The sequence below is a fragment of the Polaribacter sargassicola genome (assembly GCF_021991835.1).
GTDB lineage: Bacteria > Bacteroidota > Bacteroidia > Flavobacteriales > Flavobacteriaceae > Polaribacter > Polaribacter sargassicola.
The window spans coordinates 1-2,062 of the sequence record NZ_JAHDAU010000019.1; the positions used below are offsets into that span (position 1 = coordinate 1).

General features: G+C 28.6%; 2 protein-coding genes. Both read right to left on the reverse strand.

Annotated features, from left to right (window positions below; all coding sequences use genetic code 11):
- Positions 1-257: 257 nt before the first annotated feature.
- Complete coding sequence (locus KI686_RS15595) at positions 258-1,004, reverse strand: YqjF family protein (protein WP_237590261.1); 747 nt, start codon at positions 1,002-1,004, stop codon at positions 258-260.
- A gap of 161 nt (positions 1,005-1,165) precedes the next feature.
- Complete coding sequence (locus tag KI686_RS15600) at positions 1,166-1,864, reverse strand: hypothetical protein (RefSeq protein ID WP_237590260.1); 699 nt, start codon at positions 1,862-1,864, stop codon at positions 1,166-1,168.
- Between the last annotated feature and the right edge of the window lie 198 nt (positions 1,865-2,062).

Here is a 2,062-nt window from a genome sequence, read left to right on the forward strand (position 1 = left end):
CTTTTTTTCTTTTAAAAGGGTCTGAATAATGACTCTTTCTTTAAGGGTTAATCGTCTATGTTTTTTTACTTCCATTTTACAAATCTATAATTTTAGATTTGTTGCGTTAAGTTATTGAATAGACCCTATATTCTTTTGTATTTAATACAACGTGTTTGTGTATGGTTAGTTGCGTGGTTAAGCAACTAATTTAGCAAACTTTTACGAACCCGAGAAAATTCCGCAGGAATTTTCATAAGTAAGCACTTAAAAAGCAATTAATTATACACGGTGTTGTAGCCAGTTTTTTCTTTTTTATTCTTTCCCCAAGCAATAACTTTTACTCCTTTTGAGTATTGGATATTGCTAGGCTTGTTTTTAATCAATCTGTCAAATTTTGGGTAATTAAATTCTAAATTTTTCAAGTTAATTTCGTTAATTGGCCATTCCAAATGATGAATTTCAAATTCGTTAATCGACTTTTCTGTGTCTTGAAAAAGAGCGTATCTTTCAGTCAACCATTTGTCCAATTCCGTTTTCTCCGTAATTTCTTTTCCAATCTCAAACTGAATATTTAATTTGTCATTAAATTCCGAATTATTTGATTCGTATTGGTTTTTAGTCCGTTTTATTTTTGTAAATCTATATGGAAGTTCAGATATTCCTTTCGCAACTTTACAAGACAAACTTTTTCCGCCTTCAATGCTCAAAAAATATACTCCAGTTTTGTTATTTGATTTCACATAAGTTCGGATATTAATTTCGTCAAAATCCGAAATAGGTGGAAAGGAAGGTAGGTTTTTCGGTCTTATCTTTTCCATTGTAAAAGCAACAACTGAAATCCAGGGTTTTCCATCAAAAAGGTCAATTTCTAATTCTTTCGGTACAAACTTTTTCAGTTCGTTTAATTCCACTTGCCAATGAAGAAATATAGCATTATTCCACTCTTGATAAAATTTCCAATTTTCAGTTGGCATTTTCCAAGGTCTGTGTTCATTTGTATTTAATATCTCTCGGATTGTCATTTTTCTCAAATTGGCTACAACGTGTTTGTGTATGGTTAGTTGCGTGGTTTAAGCACTAAAGTTAGCAAATAAAAACCGAATAGAAAATCCGCAAGGATTTTCGTAAGTAGGCTATAACCTAGCAATTAATTATACACGGTGTTGGCAACTGGCTTTTATTTTTATTCAACTAATTTTAATTCAGTTCGTTTTGTTTTTTTTAGTTTCTTTATCTCTAAATCCGTTAAATTCCATTTGTAAATCCTATTATTGACTTCACTTAAATTTCCAAATTCCGATATAATTTTCTTTTGTTCTGAGTTCGATAAATGTGATTTGTTCAAATAGTTTATTGGATATAAATTCTTTAATGTTCCGTTTAAAATATTGATTTTATTTGAAGTCCAAATATGGTCTTTTTCTATAATATTGACTGAAGTTGAAAATAATCCTTTTTTTATTTTTCTTTCAGTTCCAGAGTCATAATTTGAGTTTAATTGAGTTGTATATCCATAATCAAAATCTAATTCGTTTATTAAAACTCTATTAAATTCTATAATTGAATCTTTCTCGCAATATTTTGTGCTTATTTGAAGGCAAAAGTCAATTGTTTCTTTTTCAGGTTTTTCATTTAAATTCAACATTTGATTTGTGATTGAAAAATATGTTTCGGTTTTTTCAGAATCGAAATCGACAAAGCAATAAACCAATTCTTTATTAGATTTTAGTGCTTTTTCAAAACCGCTTTTCGTTTTATAGATTGATTGATAATTAATGTCAAAAGTTTTTGCTTTAAGTTCCGTTAATTGTTCAATTCGTTTAATACAGAATAGAATTTTAGATTCCATTTCATACTTTTCTGCCAAATTTTGGTCAGTCATTTTAAACAACTTAATTATCCAATTTTTTGTTCTATTTTTCTTTAGAAACTTCACTTTTTGTTTTTAGTCACGGCTTGGATTCAATGTTGTAACGCAACAAACCGTATTGTTTTTTTGATGTTACTAAGCTACAAATTTTAGTTCTAAGTCCATCATTTCTTTAGGTGTTTTATATCCAATAATTTTTCTTGGTCTGTT